Source organism: Marinobacter litoralis, assembly GCF_003336705.1.
GTDB classification, from domain to species: Bacteria; Pseudomonadota; Gammaproteobacteria; order Pseudomonadales; family Oleiphilaceae; genus Marinobacter; species Marinobacter litoralis.
Genome location: NZ_QMDL01000003.1, coordinates 506,855 through 523,431, shown reverse-complemented (window position 1 = coordinate 523,431; position 16,577 = coordinate 506,855). Strand labels below are relative to the sequence as shown.

16 protein-coding genes are annotated in these 16,577 nt (G+C 55.6%); 4 read left to right on the top strand and 12 right to left on the bottom strand.

Annotation, left to right across the window (positions count from 1 at the left end; genetic code table 11):
• Positions 1 to 5 precede the first annotated feature (5 nt).
• Together DOQ08_RS12090 and rluF are read right to left on the bottom strand one after the other, a co-directional pair.
• Complete coding sequence (locus tag DOQ08_RS12090; protein WP_114335199.1) at positions 6 to 638, bottom strand: MarC family protein; 633 nt, start codon at positions 636 to 638, stop codon at positions 6 to 8.
• A 96-nt stretch (positions 639 to 734) separates the two neighbouring features.
• Positions 735 to 1,769 (bottom strand): 23S rRNA pseudouridine(2604) synthase RluF, encoded by a 1,035-nt coding sequence (gene rluF / locus DOQ08_RS12085; protein ID WP_114335197.1) that lies wholly within the window; start codon positions 1,767 to 1,769, stop codon positions 735 to 737.
• 300 nt (positions 1,770 to 2,069) lie between these two features.
• Between rluF and DOQ08_RS12080 the strand changes: the two genes are divergently transcribed.
• A complete protein-coding gene (locus DOQ08_RS12080; protein ID WP_114335195.1) occupies positions 2,070 to 3,581 on the top strand; it encodes an acetyl-CoA hydrolase/transferase family protein in 1,512 nt (503 codons plus the stop codon).
• 78 nt (positions 3,582 to 3,659) lie between these two features.
• On the opposite strand, the gene DOQ08_RS12075 is transcribed toward DOQ08_RS12080, so the two are convergent.
• The gene (locus DOQ08_RS12075) at positions 3,660 to 4,772 is read right to left on the bottom strand and encodes an NADH:flavin oxidoreductase (protein ID WP_114335193.1); all 1,113 of its coding nucleotides are present in this window, start codon (positions 4,770 to 4,772) and stop codon (positions 3,660 to 3,662) included.
• Between the two features lie 90 nt (positions 4,773 to 4,862).
• Here DOQ08_RS12075 and DOQ08_RS12070 point away from each other — a divergent pair, with 90 nt between their 5' ends.
• Positions 4,863 to 5,327: a winged helix-turn-helix transcriptional regulator gene (locus DOQ08_RS12070; RefSeq protein ID WP_114335191.1), complete on the top strand. Its 465-nt coding sequence runs from the start codon at positions 4,863 to 4,865 to the stop codon at positions 5,325 to 5,327.
• Between the two features lie 160 nt (positions 5,328 to 5,487).
• Complete coding sequence (locus DOQ08_RS12065) at positions 5,488 to 6,132, top strand: OmpW/AlkL family protein (RefSeq protein ID WP_114335189.1); 645 nt, start codon at positions 5,488 to 5,490, stop codon at positions 6,130 to 6,132.
• Between the two features lie 80 nt (positions 6,133 to 6,212).
• Here the strand turns inward: DOQ08_RS12065 and DOQ08_RS12060 are convergent, their stop codons facing one another.
• A complete protein-coding gene (locus DOQ08_RS12060) occupies positions 6,213 to 7,526 on the bottom strand; it encodes a DEAD/DEAH box helicase (RefSeq protein WP_114335187.1) in 1,314 nt (437 codons plus the stop codon).
• A gap of 348 nt (positions 7,527 to 7,874) precedes the next feature.
• Here DOQ08_RS12060 and DOQ08_RS12055 point away from each other — a divergent pair, with 348 nt between their 5' ends.
• On the top strand, positions 7,875 to 8,720 hold the full coding sequence (locus tag DOQ08_RS12055) for a TlpA disulfide reductase family protein (protein WP_114335185.1): 846 nt from the start codon (positions 7,875 to 7,877) through the stop codon (positions 8,718 to 8,720).
• Here DOQ08_RS12055 and DOQ08_RS12050 read toward each other — a convergent pair.
• The 8 genes from DOQ08_RS12050 to DOQ08_RS12015 all read right to left on the bottom strand — a co-directional run bounded on the left by DOQ08_RS12050 (position 8,702) and on the right by DOQ08_RS12015 (position 16,514).
• Positions 8,702 to 10,153, bottom strand: coding sequence for a flavin-containing monooxygenase (locus DOQ08_RS12050; RefSeq protein ID WP_114335183.1), 1,452 nt, complete (start codon positions 10,151 to 10,153; stop codon positions 8,702 to 8,704). The two genes, DOQ08_RS12055 and DOQ08_RS12050, sit on opposite strands and share 19 nt — an antisense overlap.
• Positions 10,154 to 10,341: 188 nt before the next feature.
• Positions 10,342 to 11,907 (bottom strand): alkyl hydroperoxide reductase subunit F, encoded by a 1,566-nt coding sequence (ahpF, locus tag DOQ08_RS12045; protein WP_114335182.1) that lies wholly within the window; start codon positions 11,905 to 11,907, stop codon positions 10,342 to 10,344.
• A gap of 226 nt (positions 11,908 to 12,133) precedes the next feature.
• Entirely contained in the window at positions 12,134 to 12,697 is a 564-nt protein-coding gene (ahpC, locus tag DOQ08_RS12040; protein WP_114335180.1) for an alkyl hydroperoxide reductase subunit C, read from the bottom strand.
• A gap of 290 nt (positions 12,698 to 12,987) precedes the next feature.
• Complete coding sequence (locus DOQ08_RS12035; protein WP_165823660.1) at positions 12,988 to 13,686, bottom strand: PEP-CTERM sorting domain-containing protein; 699 nt, start codon at positions 13,684 to 13,686, stop codon at positions 12,988 to 12,990.
• 184 nt (positions 13,687 to 13,870) lie between these two features.
• Complete coding sequence (locus tag DOQ08_RS12030; RefSeq protein ID WP_114335176.1) at positions 13,871 to 14,200, bottom strand: SMR family transporter; 330 nt, start codon at positions 14,198 to 14,200, stop codon at positions 13,871 to 13,873.
• Between the two features lie 53 nt (positions 14,201 to 14,253).
• Positions 14,254 to 15,291, bottom strand: a complete 1,038-nt coding sequence (locus DOQ08_RS12025) for an NAD(P)H-dependent flavin oxidoreductase (protein WP_114335174.1) — start codon at positions 15,289 to 15,291, stop codon at positions 14,254 to 14,256.
• A complete protein-coding gene (locus DOQ08_RS12020; RefSeq protein ID WP_264756365.1) occupies positions 15,288 to 15,947 on the bottom strand; it encodes a glutathione S-transferase in 660 nt (219 codons plus the stop codon). The genes DOQ08_RS12025 and DOQ08_RS12020 overlap by 4 nt, the downstream gene beginning before the upstream one ends.
• An 84-nt stretch (positions 15,948 to 16,031) precedes the next feature.
• Positions 16,032 to 16,514: an Hsp20 family protein gene (locus DOQ08_RS12015; RefSeq protein WP_114335171.1), complete on the bottom strand. Its 483-nt coding sequence runs from the start codon at positions 16,512 to 16,514 to the stop codon at positions 16,032 to 16,034.
• Positions 16,515 to 16,577 lie beyond the last annotated feature (63 nt).

Here is a 16,577-nt window from a genome sequence, read left to right as displayed (position 1 = left end):
GTGTCTCAGGCAACCTGGGTGCTGGCAATAAAACCGGCAATACCGGTCAGCACGATTTCAGCGGCCATCGCCGACAAGATCAAACCACTGATTTTCGACATGATGTTCAGGCCGGTTTTCCCCAGCGCCTTCTCCAGATAGCTCGACAGCCGCAGCAATACGCCCAGAAAGAACAGGCTGGTCACAAGCCCCAGCAGGCCACCGACCACTTCCGGTACCTCTTTGAGTTCGGCACCGTAAACCAGAATCGCACCGATGGTCGCCGGGCCGATCATCACCGGAATTGCCAGCGGGACCACCGCAACGTCTTCACGATCTTCGTCTGGCAGGCTGGTCGCGTGATTCCGCGTACCGCTGGTGACCAAACTGATGGCGGTCAGGAACAGCAAAGCACCCGCGCCAATGCGGAACGAGTTCAGAGTAATGCCAATGGCGTTAAACAGCAGCGGCCCGGCAAAGAACAAAATAAGGCCCAGAATCAGTGCTGAAATACAGGCGCGACGAATGATCGACGCTTTCTCCGACGCGGGTAACCCCCGGGTCAGCGCCAGAAACATAGTCACCACGAAGAAGGGTGCGATCAGGAACCAAAAGCGGATGGTACTGCTGAGGTAGGTGGAGAAAAGCGTTTCGAGCATCCAAGGAAATCCGGCAGAGAATTGTTCCGGTAAGGATAGCGCTTAGCTCCGAATTCTGCCGTAAGGAAGTGAACCTATTTCCCGCCCATCAGGCACTTAACGCTTGATGGACGGCTTGCGCGGTTTCTTGGGTTTTGCTGGCCGCCCCTTTGGGCCCGCAGGATTACGCCCGCCCCCTTTTGGGCCATCTCCCGGCTTGCCGCCGGGTCTTCCGGGCCGCTTACCCGGCCCCGGACCTTTACCTCGGCCCTTTCCAGAACCTTTTCCGGGCGCACCACCCGCGCCCTTCCCACCCCGGCCAGCGGCCGGTCGCCCTCCGGGCTTGGCACCCAGACGCGGCGGTTTTCCGCCAGCTCCCGAACGGGCAGGCTTCTTCTTGGGTTTGCTCGATGCGGGCTCGATCGCTTCCGACGAAGAATCCCGCACGGCATCCAACAACGTGGTGAGCTCTTTCTCGGTCAAATCCCGCCATGCTCCCACCGGCAAACCACTGAGGTTCACGTTCATGATCCGCACCCGCTCCAAGCGGGTCACTTCATAACCGAAGTGCTCCGCCATGCGGCGAATCTGCCGGTTTAACCCTTGCACCAAGGTGATACGGAAAACAAAGCGAGAGATTTGCTCAACCGGGCAGGGCTTAGTCACCGTGCCAAGAATCGGAACGCCACTGCTCATGCCCTTAATGAATTCTTTCGTCACCGGCTTATCCACAGTGACGATGTATTCCTTGGAGTGATTGTTACCCGCCCGCAGGATTTTGTTCACCAAATCGCCATTGCTGGTCAAAAAGATCAGGCCTTGGGAGTCCTTGTCGAGCCGGCCAATGGGGAAAATCCGCTCACTGTGGCCCACAAAGCGAACAATGTTGTCGCGTTCGGCGCTGTCGGTGGTGCTCACCACACCCACCGGCTTGTTCAGCGCAATAAAAATCAGGTCTTCTTCATCCCGTGGCTCCACCACCTGGCCATTCACCTTCACCGTATCACCCGGCATCACTTGATCACCGACTTGCGCGCGGCGGCCGTTGATGTGCACGTTGCCTTGTTCGATGTAACGATCCGCATCCCGCCGGGAGCACATCCCGCTTTCGCTGATGTATTTGTTCAAACGGGTGGATGTTTTGGTGGCCATGGTGTCCTGCGGGAGATGGTAGTGAAATCGATGTGAAGTGTGCGCCCGGCACAGAGGGCATCATCCCATCGAGATGCGGGTACGGCAACCGCCCAAGGCAGTTCGTCCGGAGACAGCGGCGAATAGATATAGAACAAATACCATAGTTAGACCAAATGATTACGCAATTTCACTAATATTTTTCACAAAACTTTCATAATTCGCTGTTAAAATAGAGCGCTTTTTTTGTAGCTCGCTAATCGTCAGCGTACTTTATCTGCTCGCCCCTACCGAGCCGTTTTCCTAAACGTGAGGTCGATCATGTCCACCGAATCCCGAATTCGTTGCCCGAAACTCCGTCAACGCATCATGAGCGCCCGGGACGCGGCCGCCCTGATTCCCTCCGGCGTGAACGTCGGTATGAGCGGCTTTACCGGCGCTGGCTACCCGAAAGCGGTACCCGGAGCACTGGCGGAACACATTCGGGCAGCACAAGCGCGGGATGAGAACTTCCGGATCAGCGTGTGGACCGGCGCATCGACCGCGCCAGAGCTGGACGGTGCGTTGGCCGAGGTGAACGGCATTCAAATGCGCCTGCCCTACCAGAGCGATCCTTTGTGCCGCCAGAAAATCAATGATGGCCACATGGAATACATGGACATTCACCTGTCTCATGTCGCCCAGCACGCCTGGTCCGGCTTTTACGGCAAGCTGGATATCGCGGTCATTGAGGTGGTTGGCGTGACGGAAGATGGCAGACTAATTCCCTCCTCCTCCGTGGGTAACAACAAAACCTGGATTGACCAGGCGGATAAAGTGATTCTGGAAGTGAATCACGGCCAAAGTGCCGGCCTCGAAGGCATGCACGACATTTACTACGGCACCGCCCTGCCCCCACGCCGCAAGCCGATTCCGCTGACCCGCCCCGAAGAGCGTTTTGGCGAAAAGTACCTGATATGCCCGCCGGAAAAGATCATCGCAGTGGTGGAAACCAACGCACCCGACCGTAATTCCCGGTTCAGCCCGCCTGATGAAAACTCCCAGCGCATTGCTAACCACCTGCTGGACTTCTTCAGCCGAGAAGTGGAAGCCAAACGCCTGCCGCCGGAGTTGCTGCCGCTGCAATCCGGGGTTGGGAACATCGCCAATGCCGTGATGGCCGGTTTGAACGAAGGCCCCTTCAATAACATGACCGCATTCACCGAAGTGCTGCAGGATGGCATGCTGGCGATGCTGAAATCCGGCAAGCTGGCGAAAGCCTCTGCTACCGCTTTCTCTCTCAGCCCGGAAGCCAACGAAGAGCTGGCCAACAACATCGATTTTTACCGCGACCGCATCGTCCTGCGTTCACAGGAGATCAGCAACCACCCGGAAGTGATTCGTCGCCTGGGTGTGATCGCGCTAAACGGCATGATCGAAGCCGACATCTACGGCAACGTAAACTCCACCCACGTGATGGCATCCCGCATCATGAACGGCATTGGCGGCTCCGGTGACTTTGCCCGCAACGGCTACCTGTCGGTATTCATGACGCCTTCAACCGCCAAGGGCGGCACCATTTCCACCATTGTGCCCATGGTGTCACACGTGGATCACACCGAGCACGATGTCCAGATTGTGGTTACCGAACAGGGCCTCGCTGATTTGCGCGGCCTGCCACCCCGCCAGCGGGCGTTGAACATCATCGAAAACTGCGCCCATCCGGATTTCCGGCCCCAGCTGCGTGACTACTTCGAGCGCGCCTGCAACAGCAAACGAGGCATGCACACCCCGCATCTGCTGAACGAAGCTTTGAGCTGGCACCACCGGTACGAAGCCTTCGGGCAAATGTAAGCAGGCAGACAAACGCACAAAAAAAGCCGCGGGCCCGAGGGCGCGCGGCTAAAAGGGATCGCAGAATCGAAGGGGCGATCAGTAAAGCTTGGCCAGTGACTTCTTGGCAAAGGCATCCACTTCATTCAAGCGGCCTTCTTTCACTTTCACCAGCCACTCAGGATCTTGCAGCAGTGCGCGGCCTACCGCGATCAATTCGAATTCGTGGTTAGTCAAACGCTCAACCAGCTCATCGATACCCGACTGCTCAACCGCTTCTTTCTTGCTGGCGAAGGTGCCGCTGATGAAATCTTCAGTCAGACCAACACTGCCCACCGACATAGTCGGGATGCCAGTCAGCTTTTGGGTCCAGCCGGCAAGGTTCAGGTCGGAGCCTTCAAATTCAGGCTCCCAGAAGCGGCGCGTGGAGGCGTGGAAGATATCCACACCGGCTTCCACCAGCGGCTTCAGGAACTGCTCTAGCTGCTCCGGGCTGTTTACCAGGCGGGCTTCATAGTCCTGCTGTTTCCACTGGGAGAAACGCAGCATGATCGGGTATTCCGGGCCCACGCGGTGGCGAACTTCTTCCACGATTTCCACCACAAAGCGCAGACGGTTTTCCATGCTGCCGCCATACTCGTCGTCACGCTGGTTGGTGCCTTCCCACAGGAACTGGTCCAGCAGGTAACCGTGGGCACCGTGGATTTCCACGCCGTCGAAACCCAGCGCCTTGGCGTCCTGAGCGGCATCACCGAACGCTTTGATCACGTCCTGGATGTCTTCTTTGCTCATGGCTTTGCCGTTGGGCTTACCCGGCGCAAACAAACCTGACGGGCTGTAACCCGGTTCGGACGGATCCGGCTCGGTACCTTCTTGACGAACCGCGCCTACATGCCACAGCTGCGGAAAAATCGCGCCACCGGCTTCGTGCACGGCATCCACCACCTTCTTCCAACCGGCCAGGGCTTCTTCACCATGAAAAGCCGGTACATTCGGGTAACCGTTAGCGCCGGCATGGTTCACAGTGGTGCCTTCGGTGATGATCAGGCCAACCCCGGCTTCCGCACGGCGACGGTAATAATCCACCACGTTCTCACCCGGTACGCCCTTGGGGGAGAAATTACGGGTCATCGGTGCCATGGCTACACGGTTGCGCAGCTTGAGGTTGTGGAGTTCAAACGGTTCAAACATCGGGCCTAGATTCATGCTCATAATTCGGTGCAACCTTGTTAATTTGGTTTCTTAACGCAACCCTATTCAAATTGGTTTCATAATGCAACCCTATTCGGTACACTCACCTACATGGCCAGAAAACGTTTTGATGACTCTAATTGCTCAGTTGCCCGCGCACTCAATGAAGTGGGCGACTGGTGGTCCCTGCTGATCGTGCTACACGCAATGTACGGCACCCGCCGGTTCGTGGATTTCCAGCAACAGCTGGGTATTGCGAAAAACATCCTGTGCGACCGGCTGAGCAAACTGGTGGACAACGAAGTGCTGCGCAAAGTGGAAGCCGGCGAGCACGGCTCTCGCTTTGAATACCGCCTCACCGAAAAAGGCCGGGACTTGTTTCCGGTGGTGGTTGCCCTGCGCCAGTGGGGTGACAAATGGAACCCCGCGCCCGATGGCAAGCAACTGGACCTGCGCGACCGCGCAACCGGCCAGCCCATTCAGCCCGTTAGCGTGTGCAACAGCGACGGCGAACCCTTAACCATTCGCGACGTGTTAGTCGCCGACGACTTGAAAGCCGCAAAAGACGCGGGCTGAACAGTGTGGAAAGCCACATGCCGTGTGGCTTTTTGAGCTATATCAATATCTCGACCCTCTCGTTTCCCTTGCCTTGCGTTTTTTGCGCTAAATCAAAAACACACAAGCCATCACCGGTAAATTGGAGCCATCAATTAATGGCGCAATTCTGGAGATGGATATGTCTCGTAGTTTCAAACTCAGTGTTCTGGCAGCAGCCGTACTGGCCGCAGCACCGGCCGCCCAGGCCTTCGAAGCGGGTGATTTTATTGTTCGGGCAGGTGCTATCCATGTGGCACCGGATGATTCCAGCGATCAGGTTTTGCTGTCCGGCGGCGCGGCTACCGGCTCTGAAGTTGCCGTAGACACCAATACACAGCTGGGTATCCGCGGCACCTACATGTTCACTCCAAACGTGGGTCTTGGTGTACTGGCCGCCACCCCGTTCAAGCACAACATTTCGGGCAAAGGTGGTGCGCTTGATGGTGCCGATATCGGCGAAACCAAACACCTGCCACCCACCATTACGCTTCAGTACTACCCGATGAACAGTACCGAGAACGTGCAACCGTATGTGGGCATTGGCGTTAACTACACCACTTTCTTCGAAGAGAAGTCTGATCTGGGCGACCTGGAACTGGATGACAGTGTAGGTGTGGCAGCAGAAGTGGGCGTGGACTACATGCTAAACGAACAGTTCGGGCTGAACGCCGCTATCTGGTGGGCAGATATTGATACTGAAGCAGAAATCAAAGGCGTGACCGAAAAGCTCGATGTAGAAATCGACCCCATGGTTTACATGGTCGGCTTCACCTACAAGTTCTGATTGCTGCTACGTTTTCAGAGCACACAAAAAAGCGGGACTTTTCAGCCCCGCTTTTTTAATGCCCGGAAAACCGGTTTGGCTTACGCGCTACGGCGCTGAGCCGGGCGACCACTACGGCCTTGCCCTTCACCCTGACCTTGACGACCGCGGCCACCACTGCGGCCAGCAGGCTTAGGCCCGAAGCTCTTGCCATTGCCACCCTGCGGGCGACGGTTACGGGCTTTGCTCGGGTCCGCTTTGGCTTTCGGCTTCAGCGGCAGGTTGTTCTTCGGCTCAAAGCCCTCGATTTCCTTACGCGGCAACTGCTTTTTGATCAGCCGCTCGATACCCGCCAGCAGTTTGCCTTCGTCGGCACTGACCAATGACAAGGCATGGCCTTTCTCGCCGGCACGACCGGTACGGCCGATACGGTGCACGTAGTCTTCCGGTACGTTCGGCAGCTCGAAGTTCACCACTTGCGGCAGCTGTTTGATGTCCAGGCCACGGGCAGCAATATCGGTTGCCACCAGTACACGCACTTCGCCGGCTTTGAAATCCGCCAGCGCACGGGTACGGGCACCTTGTGACTTGTTGCCATGAATCGCGGCGGCGGTGATACCGTCACGCTCCAGCTTCTGGGTCAGACGGTTGGCACCGTGCTTGGTGCGGGTGAAAACCAGTACCTGATCCCAGCTGTTATCACGCACCAGTTTGCTCAACAGCGCCGTTTTCTGGCTCTGATCGACCGGGTAAACCGACTGCTTGATGGTTTCAGCAGAGGTGTTGCGTGCGGCCACTTCAACCTGCACCGGGTTATCCAGCAGGCCTTGGGCCAAGCCACGGATTTCATTGGAGAAGGTAGCGGAGAACAACAAGTTCTGACGCTTGGCCGGCAACAGGGCAAGGATCTTGCGAATGTCGCGGATAAAGCCCATGTCCAGCATGCGGTCGGCTTCGTCCAGCACCAGAATTTCCACTTCGTTGAAGCGCACCGCGTTCTGCTGGTACAGGTCCATCAAACGGCCCGGTGTCGCCACCAGAACGTCCAGACCTTTGCGCAGCTTCATCATCTGCGGATTGATTTTCACACCACCAAACACCACGGCGGCTTTGGTCGGCACGTATCGGCTGTAAAGATTCACGCTGTCGTGAACCTGCGCGGCCAGCTCCCGGGTAGGCGTCAGAATCAGCGCGCGCGGGCCTTTGCCAGCACGCGGCTTTTCCGACAAGCGCTGCAGCAAAGGCAACGTAAAGCCGGCCGTTTTACCGGTACCGGTCTGGGCCGCCGCCATGACGTCTTTACCCGACAGAACCGCAGGAATCGCCTGTAGCTGAATGGGGGACGGGGTATCGTAACCCTGATCGGAAGTGGCACGGACCAGCTGCTCGGACAAACCGAGGGAAGAAAAACTCATAAACGATGTACTCTTGATTGATTCTGCCTCCACGAACACCGTCGTCGGCGAATGCGGGCAGATGCCATGAAAGCTCATGGAATAAAAGACGACTACGGTCACGCGCCGATAATGGGGTGACGTCCTCTGACAGGTCGTATGGAGTGTTCGCAAAGCGGCTTAAAAGCCGAAAACTGCGGAATCCCTAGAGGCAGGATGCGTGCACGGTAACAGAGCACTTTCGAAATAGCCATAAGTGTTTATTGTTAGCTACCGTACGATTTACTTCGCAAAATGGAACTCACGCCGGGTCTTGGGGTCAGTACCCGCTTGTAAGCGATTATTTATTCTATGGAAACAGGAGACGTCATGATCAGCGTAGGTATCGGCCCACTGAGCCTCTCGATTGGGTATCTACTTCTGGTGCTGGCCTTTGTGGTCGCCCTGATCGTCGGCGCTCTGACCGGCCGCAAACGGAAAACTCCGGTGGCCGGTACCTTGGCGGATATTTTTCTGGTGGCCATGGTCACGGCTCGGATTGGCTTTGTGGTGCGTTACTTCGAGCACTACCAGAACGATTTATGGGGCATCATCGATATCCGCGATGGCGGTTTTGATATGGCCACCGGCCTGATTGCGGCACTACTTTTTACTGCCTACCTGATGTGGAAACGTGCAGCCATTCGCCGTGCGCTTGGCTCTGCCGTGGCCGCAGGGCTCATCACCTGGGGCTTTACCAGCGGAGTAATTGGCCTGATCAATCAGCAAACCCAAGGCTTACCGGAGGTGGCGCTGACGAACCTAAACGAGGAGCCGGTCAATCTGGAAGCCATTGCCGGTAACCGCCCCACCGTAGTGAACCTCTGGGCCACCTGGTGCCCACCCTGTATTCGTGAAATGCCGGTGCTGGAGCAGGCCCAACAACGCTACCCGGACATCAACTTCGTGTTTGCCAATCAGGGCGAGCATCCGGAAACCATTCGCAAGTTCCTGATGGAACAAAACCTGAACCTCAGCCATGTGCTCAGTGATCGCCAAGGCCAATTTGGCCGGGTTGTCGGCAGCTACGGCTTGCCCACAACCCTGTTCTACAGCGCCGAAGGCAATCTGGTAGACACGCATTTAGGCGAACTGTCCCACGCCAGCTTAGCGCGCAGCCTTGAGCGCTTTGAAAGCACGGGGCTGGTTGGGGCTGATCAGGCAAATTCCAGGTAGCCGTCTTCAACGGCTTGGCTACACAGCACCTCGATATCCCGTTGGTAATCCTGTACCGCTATCCAGGGCCCATGGGTGCCCTGGCGGGGCAGACTGTCCTCCGCCCGCCGGATATAGCCTGAATCGAGCGCACCCATAACGGTTTCCTCACTGCGGCTGTTCTCATGGTCCCGCGGCACCGCCACCTGGTAGCCGTTGCTGTCCATGTGATTCAACAACCGGCACAGATACTCACTGGCGATATCGACTTTCAGTGTCCAGGGGTTGTTGATGTAACCGAAGATCATCCCGGCGTTGGGCACGCCTTCCACCATGACGCTCTTATAGAGCACCTTTTCCTTGAGCACTACCTCCCGGCCGTCCACCGTTGGTTTTATACCGCCGAGCATTTGCAGGTTCAGCCCGGTTGCCGGAATGATGATATCGGCAGGCAGTTCTTCTCCGGATTTCAGCCGGATACCAGTTTCAGTGAAACGCTCAATGTGGTCGGTTTTCATAGAAGCCTTCCCTGCCTTGATCGCCTTGAACAAATCGCCATCCTTCACCACACACAAGCGTTGATCCCAAGGGTTGTAGTCTGGGGTAAAGTGGCGCATGTCGGCTTTGCCATTCAACTGGCGTTTGACGATCCACAGAAAAAACCGGCGCATGGCCTTCGGGCTCTTGCGGGAATGTTTGTACAACTGTCGTGAGATAAAAAGGTTTCGTGAGCGGGTCAACTTGTACGACAGTTTTGCGGGCAGCACCTTTTGCATCGCAAGGGTGACCTTATCTGTGGACGGCAGGGGCATCAGATAGGACGGCGAGCGCTGTAGCATGGTCACATGCGCGGCGTCTTCTGCCATGGTCGGCACCAGTGTAATGGCGGTTGCGCCACTGCCAATCACCACGACCTTTTTGCCGGTGTAATCCAGATGCTCCGGCCAGTGCTGAGGATGCACGATCTGGCCCTTGAAGTCGGCTTCTCCCGGAAAATCCGGCTTATAACCCTGATCGTAGTCATAGTAACCGGTACAACCCACCAGGAAGTTGGCGGTCCAGGTTTCGAGCTCACCTGTTTCGGCATTCTCGGCGATCAGTTTCCAGCATTTGTCCTCGCTGGACCAGTTCGCCTCCTTCACCGCCAAACCATAATGGATGTGCTTATCAACCCCTTTTTCTTGAGCCGTCTTGCTCAGGTACTGCTTGATTGAAGCACCGTCTGCCAGCACCTTACCGCCGGACCAAGGCTGGAACTTGTAGCCGAAAGTGAACATATCGGAATCGGAGCGGATACCGGGATAGCGAAACAAATCCCAAGTCCCGCCGAGGGACTGGCGGCGCTCCAGAATGGCAAACCGCTTGCCGGGGCACGATCTTTTGAGGTGACAGGCCATACCAATTCCCGAAACGCCTGCTCCGATGATCAACACATCGTAATGCCGATTACCCATGCCAGTTGCTCCCTCTTTAATCATTATTGTTTGAGCATCACCAACACTACGTGTTTCAGTCCCAGCTTCGATTGGCCTGAATCACGTTTCGGGCGGTAAATCCGGTCATTTATGCAAAAAAACCGGTAGCCGCATCCAGCGGGTACCGGTTTCAGGGGTCAGCCTGAGGCTGTCAGACTTGCGTAAACTTACTCTGCAGAGTTGCGGATCAAGAAGTCGAAGGCACTGAGGGATGCCTTTGAGCCTTCGCCCATAGATATCACAATCTGCTTGTACGGCACTGTGGTGGCATCGCCAGCCGCGAACACGCCCGGAATCGAGGTTTCGTTGCGCTCGTTGATCACCACTTCACCATGCTGGCTCAACTCGATGTCGCCTTTCAGCCACTCGGTGTTCGGCACCAGCCCGATCTGAACAAACACACCTTCCAGTTCCACATGGTGCTCTTCACCGGTGGTGCGGTCTTTGTAGTTCAGGCCGCTGACCTTGCCGTTTTCACCCACGATTTCAGTGGTCTGTCCGGAAGTAATGATGTCCACGTTGCCCAGGCTGCGCAGTTTCTTCTGCAGCACTTCGTCGGCGCGCATCTGCTCGCCAAACTCGATCAAAGTCACGTGCCCGACAATACCGGCCAAGTCGATAGCCGCTTCCACGCCAGAGTTACCGCCACCGATCACTGCCACGCGCTTGCCCTTGAACAGGGGGCCGTCACAGTGTGGGCAGTAAGCTACGCCCTTGTTACGGTACTCTTCTTCACCCGGAACACCCATCTGGCGCCAGCGGGCACCGGTAGACAGGATCACCGTTCTGGATTTCAACGATGCGCCGTTCGCCAAACGTACTTCGTGCAAACCGCCCTTAGTTTCAGCCGGGATCAACTTTTCGGCACGCTGCAGGTTCATCACGTCCACGTCGTATTCATTCACGTGCTGTTCCATGGCAGACACCAGTTTCGGACCTTCGGTGTAAGGTACAGAAATCAGGTTCTCGATCGACATGGTGTCGCCCACCTGTCCACCAAAACGCTCGGCGGCCAAACCGGTGGAAATGCCTTTACGGGCGGCGTAGATCGCTGCGGCCGAACCTGCCGGGCCACCGCCAATGACCAGCACGTCAAACGCGTCTTTCTGGTTCAGTCTTTCGGCTTCTTTCGCACCGGCGTTGGTGTCCAGCTTGGCAACGATTTCTTCCAAGGTCATCCGGCCCTGGCCCCAGGACTGGCCGTTCAGGTATACGCTGGGTACCGCCATCACTTCACGCTGCTCAACTTCTTCTTGGAACAGAGCGCCGTCAATGGACGTGTGCTTAATGCTCGGGTTCAACACACTGATCAGGTTCAGCGCCTGTACCACGTCCGGACAGTTCTGGCACGACAGCGAGAAATAAGTTTCAAACTCGAACTCACCGTCCAGTTCCTGAATCTGTTCGATCAGATCCTGGGAAGCTTTCGATGGGTGACCACCCACCTGCAGCAGCGCCAGGACCAAAGAAGTGAACTCGTGGCCCATCGGAATACCGGCAAAGCTCACACCTACATCGGTACCTACCCGGTTGATGGCAAAAGAGGGGCGGCGCACATCCGCAGACTCTTCATCCCGCAGGCTGATCTTGTCAGACATGCCGGCCAGCTCTTCCAGAAGCTCTCTTAGCTCCTGGGACTTGTCGCTGTCGTCATACGCCGCTACCAATTCAATCGGCTGCTGCAGCTTGTCCATGTATGCGTTCAACTGTTGCTTGATATTAGCGTCTAACATAGTGGCTCTTCCCCTCAACACAGGTGAAATCGAATGTTTGCGTGATTAATGGTCGCAAACTGAATATGTCTCTAAGATAAAGATTTACTATTAAAAGCTCAAATTAATTAGTCAAAAGCATTTGATAGTAAATCTCTATCCTTATGTTTCGGCCAATCCCTGCCAACATCCCAAAAAAAAGGCCCGCATGGCGGGCCTTTCATTCGCTTTACCGTTAAGGCAAAACTTAGATCTTGCCAACCAGATCCAAAGACGGAGCCAGAGTAGCTTCACCTTCTTTCCACTTAGCCGGGCAAACTTCGCCTGGATTGTTGCGAACGTACTGAGCGGCTTTCACTTTGCGCATCAGGTCGTCTGCGTCACGGCCGATACCTTCAGCAGTGATTTCCATCGCCTGGATGATGCCATCCGGATCGATCAGGAAGGTAGCGCGGTCAGCAAGGCCTTGGCCTTCACGCATGACACCGAAGTTGTTGGTGATGCTGCCGTTCTGGTCGCCAACCATGTAGTAGTTGATCTTACCGATGGTTTCAGAGCTGTCGTGCCATGCTTTGTGGGTGAAGTGCGTGTCGGTAGACACGGAGAATACTTCAACACCCATCTTCTGCAGCTCTTCGTAGTGATCTGCAACGTCGCCCAGCTCAGTCGGGCAAACGAAAGTGAAGTCGGCTGGGTAGAAGAAGAAAATCGCCCACTTGCCTTTCACGTCTGCTTCAGAGATTTCGACAAACTCGCCCTGTTTGAAGGCGGTTGCGTTAAACGGTTTAATTTCGCTGTTAATAATTCCCATCTCAGAATTTCTCCTGTTGGTACACGTGCGTGTTTATGAATCTACGGTGACTAGATTAAGCAACGAGACACTTTTAGTAAAATTGATTATTCAAAAGATCAGGATAGGTTTACCCTATACCTTGGTGCAACGTCAGCGCGATAATCTATGGTAGGAGCTTGGCAAATATTAGCAATAGGGATTGTAACCACTAGACGCGCTTGGCAGGGTCGTTCAAATCTGTTTTGTGCATAAAAAATGGAGCGTCGCAGACACTCCATTAATCAAAATAACGCATTGGCTACGCGTTTTTAACTCCGGGCACTCCGGCGACGAAGCCCCAACGCAACCAGGCCAAGACCTAACAAAGCCAGTGACGCGGGCTCTGGCACACTAACCGGAGGACGTGGGGTAAACACCAGAAGGTCCTGTGACTTCGCTGAGGTCAGCACATACATATCAAAGCCTTCGCTCTGCGAACTCAAGCCTGACAACCAACCATCCGCAATTCCCCGAGCTCCACTATATTTGCTTGATGTGAAGGTTCCGGTGGTCATGCCATACGATGAATCGGTCTCGTTAATCAGCTCCCAAAGAGCCAACTGGAACGCAGCAGACGTTTTCGCATTCGACACACTGCTCTCATACCCGGTATAGAGCTTGGTGATCGACGAAACCAGCCCGGCATTACCAAAGTGGCTGGTAGCGGTTTTCAGCTCGTAGGTGGTATTGGTTTTATCCAGATAGGTGTCCAGTTCAATACAAAAAGCATCCAGCTTGCTCGACCAAGTGATCGGAGACGCACCCACCGGATTGCTGGTGTTGAAGGCAAACATGCCTGCATAAACATTGTAATTCTTGGAGGTTGCCGTGTTGCTCAACGTGCCGGACTTATAACCGTGTGTAGCGCCGGTGTAGTCCAGATCGATGGTTGGGCCAGCTAAAGCACCACCTGTGAAGAGGGCTCCGGATAGTGCAGCCGTGACGAGAAAACCTGTTGTTTTATTCATGGCGTATTCCTTTATTCCCTTTCTGAGTTCTCTATTACTCAAAAGCAATAGCTGAACCAGAACGGAAAATATGACCATTTTTCAAACAGATTTTTGCAGACAACGCACTCAGACGGGTCGCTTCAGGAAGACATATGTAAAAGATTCCGACACCCAAATCGGCCCCGCATCATGCCGCTGATGCTCAATGCTGAACCGACGACGAAAACACATTCATCACCACAATCCCGCTCACAATCAGCGCCATACCGACAATGGCAGGTAAATCCAGCTTTTGGCCGAACATCGCAGCCCCCACCAACGAAATCAGCACCACACCGGCACCTGCCCAAATGGCATAGGCCACGCCAACCGGAATCTCGTTCAGCACCAACGACAGGAAATAGAACGCCATGCAGTAGCCCAACACCACAATGATGCTGGGCCCCAAATTGGTGAATCCCTCGGAGGATTTCAGGGCGGCAGTGCCCGCAACTTCGGCAATAATGGCAAGGGCCAGATACACGTAACTCATAGTTAAACCTTTCATACTGGGCTCAGGTGTCGGCTGGCGTCATCATGCGGATTCTATGCGCCTTTTGCCAGAGCGCGAGTAAGATCCGCGGCGGGAATTTCCGTGCAGCCACGAACGTTCTGGCCGGCCCACAACGGCGAAAACTCGCCACAATTGGCCTGTTCCGCCGCAGCGCGTAAAGGCGCCAAAGCCGCCGACGCCAACGGGAATGCTGGCGCTGCCGGACTGATAGGCCCCAGCTCCCGCATAATGCGATTTACAATACCTCGGGCCGGTCGACCGGAGAACACGTTAGTTAACGCCGTAACCGCGGCGGCATCGCTTTTGATGGCTGCCCGGTGCAGCGCGCTTGTGTTGGCTTCTGGGCACAGCAGATAAGCGGTTCCCGCCTGCACACCCGCTGCCCCCAGGGTCATGGCAGCCGCTACCCCGTTAGCATCGGCAATCCCACCGGCCGCAATCACCGGCACGTTCACGGCTTGGACAATCTGAGGCACAAGCGCAAAGGTTCCGAGCTGGCTGTTGAGATCTTCCGACAGAAAAATTCCGCGATGCCCGCCGGCCTCCAAACCCTGCGCAATAATGGCGTCGACACCTTGAGCTTCCAGCCAACGGGCCTCTTCTACAGTGGTTGCCGTCGACAGAATTTTTGCGCCCCATGCGCGCACACGATCCAGTAAATCCTGCTCCGGCAGGCCGTAATGAAAGCTGACAACGGCCGGCTCAAACTCCGCCAGCACATCGGCGGCTTCCGCGCCAAAGGGCAAACGGCCCGCCCCGGTGGCAACGTTGTTTTCATCGATACCAAACTCCCGATAATAGGGCGACAGCGCGGCTTTCCATTTTGCGTCCTGTTCCGCATCGGGTTCGGGCTGGGTATGGCAGAAGAAATTCACATTGAAGGGCCGGTTCGTCCTGGCCTTGATCGCAGCCAACTCCTTACGCATGGCCTCTATACCGAGCATTCCACACGGAAGCGACCCCAACCCCCCGGCCTCGGATACCGCAATCGCAAGCTCACTGCCCTGCACGCCCGCCATCGGCGCCTGGATAATGGGAAGCTCGATACCCAGCAGTTCCTGAATGCTCATAAAGCGCCTCTTTCAGTTGAGGATGGAAAAATCACAACGTCATCGCCTTCTTGCCACGGTTGATATTTAACCATGACCTGCTTAAACACCGGGTGATCCAGCCAATCGCGCAGCCATTTCTGAAGCTTGGGGTAAGGCAGGCTGTAGAACACCTCTCGGTCTACATGGGCAAACTGGCGTACGAAGGGCATCACGGCAATATCCGCCAGGCTGATGCGTTCTCCCAGCAGAAACGTATTCTGGCCCAGCAAAGCCTCCAACGCCTGCAAAAACACCTCACCCTGTTGCCGGTATTCCAGCTGGCTTCGTTCAGGATGGCGATCGGCGTATTTATAACGATCCAGCCAGTGCTTGAACTCGTTGTCATTGCGCTCGATCAGCGCATTAGCACTGGCCAGATCGGTGTTGAGCAATCCGTGTGGGTCGCTCTGCTGCAGCGCCCATTCAAGAATGTCCCGGCTTTCCTCAATCACCCGGCGCTGGCTGCCATTTTCCTCAACCAGTTCCAGCACGGGCACCGTGCCTTTTGGGCTGATGGCCAGCATTTGCGCGGGTTTGTTTTTCAGAACGATTTCACGCAGCTCAACCTGCAGCCCGGCAAATACCACACCAAGGCGGGCGCGCATGGCGTAGGGACAACGGCGGAAGGAGTACAGACGGTGTAGTGAAGTGGTAATAATGTGCTGCCTGAGGAATTGAGTGTGAAAAAAGGGCAGAGGCTCTCGCCTCTGCCCGGTTCATTAGGCGGCCTTGTCACCGTCGCTTTCGACTGCGTGTTCTCGGTGCTCAAGGACGTTGCCTGCGCCTTTGATTTCAATGGTCTTAGGCTTCATGGCCTCTGGGATTTCTTTCACCAGGCTAATAGTCAGCAGACCATTACTCAAATCGGCACCGGTCACTTCCACATGATCCGCAAGATTAAACTTGCGCTCGAAGGCCCGGCTGGCGATGCCCTGATACAGGAACTTGCGGTCGCTTTGATCGTCCTGTTTTTTTCCGCGGACGGTCAGAACACCTCTTTCGACCTCGATGCTCAGCTCGCTGCGATCAAAACCGGCCACCGCTAAGGCAATGGAGTACTGGTTATCGTCCAGCACTTCAATGTCGTAAGGCGGATAACCTGCCGAGCCTTGTTCGCTGCGCAAAGCCGAATCAAGCAGCGACGCCATGCGGTCAAAGCCGACGCTGTTGCGATAAAGTGGGGTGAAATCAATTGTATTCATCACACATCCTCCGTTAGAAGCAATACGAAATAAAAACAATCAATTTGGAGTCATGCTCTCATC

Bases quoted from the DNA above. Each gene is read 5' to 3' on its own strand.
- DOQ08_RS12090 (WP_114335199.1), bottom strand. From the start codon at position 638: ATGCTCGAAACGCTTTTCTCCACCTACCTCAGCAGTACCATCCGCTTT.
- rluF (WP_114335197.1), bottom strand. From the start codon at position 1,769: ATGGCCACCAAAACATCCACCCGTTTGAACAAATACATCAGCGAAAGC.
- DOQ08_RS12080 (WP_114335195.1), top strand. From the start codon at position 2,070: ATGTCCACCGAATCCCGAATTCGTTGCCCGAAACTCCGTCAACGCATC.
- DOQ08_RS12075 (WP_114335193.1), bottom strand. From the start codon at position 4,772: ATGAGCATGAATCTAGGCCCGATGTTTGAACCGTTTGAACTCCACAAC.
- DOQ08_RS12070 (WP_114335191.1), top strand. From the start codon at position 4,863: ATGGCCAGAAAACGTTTTGATGACTCTAATTGCTCAGTTGCCCGCGCA.
- DOQ08_RS12065 (WP_114335189.1), top strand. From the start codon at position 5,488: ATGTCTCGTAGTTTCAAACTCAGTGTTCTGGCAGCAGCCGTACTGGCC.
- DOQ08_RS12060 (WP_114335187.1), bottom strand. From the start codon at position 7,526: ATGAGTTTTTCTTCCCTCGGTTTGTCCGAGCAGCTGGTCCGTGCCACT.
- DOQ08_RS12055 (WP_114335185.1), top strand. From the start codon at position 7,875: ATGATCAGCGTAGGTATCGGCCCACTGAGCCTCTCGATTGGGTATCTA.
- DOQ08_RS12050 (WP_114335183.1), bottom strand. From the start codon at position 10,153: ATGGGTAATCGGCATTACGATGTGTTGATCATCGGAGCAGGCGTTTCG.
- ahpF (WP_114335182.1), bottom strand. From the start codon at position 11,907: ATGTTAGACGCTAATATCAAGCAACAGTTGAACGCATACATGGACAAG.
- ahpC (WP_114335180.1), bottom strand. From the start codon at position 12,697: ATGGGAATTATTAACAGCGAAATTAAACCGTTTAACGCAACCGCCTTC.
- DOQ08_RS12035 (WP_165823660.1), bottom strand. From the start codon at position 13,686: ATGAATAAAACAACAGGTTTTCTCGTCACGGCTGCACTATCCGGAGCC.
- DOQ08_RS12030 (WP_114335176.1), bottom strand. From the start codon at position 14,200: ATGAGTTACGTGTATCTGGCCCTTGCCATTATTGCCGAAGTTGCGGGC.
- DOQ08_RS12025 (WP_114335174.1), bottom strand. From the start codon at position 15,291: ATGAGCATTCAGGAACTGCTGGGTATCGAGCTTCCCATTATCCAGGCG.
- DOQ08_RS12015 (WP_114335171.1), bottom strand. From the start codon at position 16,514: ATGAATACAATTGATTTCACCCCACTTTATCGCAACAGCGTCGGCTTT.